Consider the following 1,973-nt stretch of genomic DNA (forward strand, 5'->3'; position numbering starts at 1 on the left):
CTGGAAACATTACTTTTGGTTCAACCGCTACAACAAATCTAGCTGCGGGTGATTACACCTATACTGCAACGGATGCCAATGGGTGTTCGGTTCAAAAATCAGTGACCATCAATGCGGTGCCAACTGAAATCAATTTCACGGCTACTGCAACCCAACCTAAATGTTTTGGCGAAAAAGGAGCTGTGGTTTTAAGTACACCTACCGGTGGAACTGGAAACATTACTTTTGGTTCAACCGCTACAACAAATCTAGCTGCGGGTGATTACACCTATACTGCAACGGATGCCAATGGGTGTTCGGTTCAAAAATCAGTGACCATCAATGCGGCGCCAACTGAAATCAGTTTCACGGCTACGGCGACTCAACCTAAATGTTTTGGCGAAAAAGGAGCTGTGGTTTTAAGTACACCTACCGGTGGAACCGGAAACATTACTTTTGGTTCAACCGCTACAACAAATCTAGCTGCGGGTGATTACACCTATACTGCAACGGATGCCAATGGGTGTTCGGTTGAAAAATCAGTTACCATCAATGCGGCGCCAACTGAAATTATACTAACTGCAACAGCAACCAAAATCAATTGTTTCGGTGGAACAGGTTCTGTTACCTTAGTTTCTACCGGTGGATCAGGTACTTATACTTATAAATCGAGTAATCCTGCTACATCTGGTCTAATTGCTGGAACCTATACTTACAGTGTTACTGATGCTAACAATTGTACAGCAACTGCAACAGTAACTTTAATTGATGGAGATGCTATTCCTCCCGTAATTAGTCAATTACCTGAAATAACAACTATTCAATGTCCTAACTTACCTTTATTTGCAACTGCTACTGCTATCGACAATATTAATTCAAATGTCTCATTAACTTCTACCGATATAACAACTCCTGGTACTTGTACTGGTAAATACAGTATAACTAGAACTTGGACAGCTACTGATGCTTGTGGAAATTCTTCAACGGCTTCACAAACTATAAATGTAACAGATACAACTGCCCCTACTTTTACTACACCTCAAAACATTACACTAAATAGTGGTGAAAATTGTATCACAAATATTAACCCAACTATTACCGGTAATATAACTAACATAAATGATACCTGCGATTCTAATCCAACAGTTACTTATATCGATACAGAATGTTTTGGAGTTACAGAAACTAATGGATCGATAAATGCTGGAAACGGTAATTATTTTCCCTTTACAGTTTCAGGATTTGATGATTTATCAGCAAGTAATATTCAAAAAATTGCTTTATCCTTTGAAACAAATCAAGGAAAAGGAAGAGCTGAATTCACTTTAGTTTCTCCTAGCGGACAAGGAGTAATATTAGTTGGTCCATATTGTTCTGGCGGAAATTGTGACGATGCAAACTCAAATACTAAAGAATTATATTCAACTACATTTTATCCAAATAGCTCTGGTTATACCCAATGGAATAATGCTAATTTTATTCCAGACGGAATACATCAAAATATGACTCCAAACGGGGGTATAACTTCTCCAAATACAATTACTGGGTTAACATCTTATGCATCCAGTTTTGAAAATCTTACTGGACCAATGAATGGTACTTGGTTTATCTATTCAAGAAAACAAGCAAGTGTTAATGGTAGCATAGATTTTAACAGTGTTTGTCTGACTCCAACTAGTTCATGTACAAGTAATAAAGTTATCTCAAGAACATGGACTGTTACAGATGCCTGTGGTAATTTTTCTAAGGCAATTCAAACAATAAAAATTCAAGACACAACGGCTCCGACTGCTTCCAATCCTGCGGCCATTACCCTTGACGGTTGCAACGGAACTTTCCCTGCTGCGGATATCACTATGGTGACCAATGAAGCTGATGCCTGTTCCACTCCGGTGGTTGCTTTTGTCGGCGACAGCGCTCCTGCGGTTGTGGGTTGTACCGAGACTACAATCAGAACATACAGCGTGACCGATGCTTGTGGAAACGCAATCAAT

The 1,973-nt window shown here is 39.4% G+C and carries 1 protein-coding gene; it reads left to right on the forward strand.

Features of this window, described 5'->3' with window-relative positions; all coding sequences use genetic code 11:
• The coding region (locus ACNQGG_RS17215) for an HYR-like domain-containing protein (protein WP_417966075.1) at nucleotides 1-1,973 on the forward strand (1,973 nt) is incomplete at both ends.

This window comes from Flavobacterium esculini (assembly GCF_048284325.1).
Lineage (GTDB): Bacteria > Bacteroidota > Bacteroidia > Flavobacteriales > Flavobacteriaceae > Flavobacterium.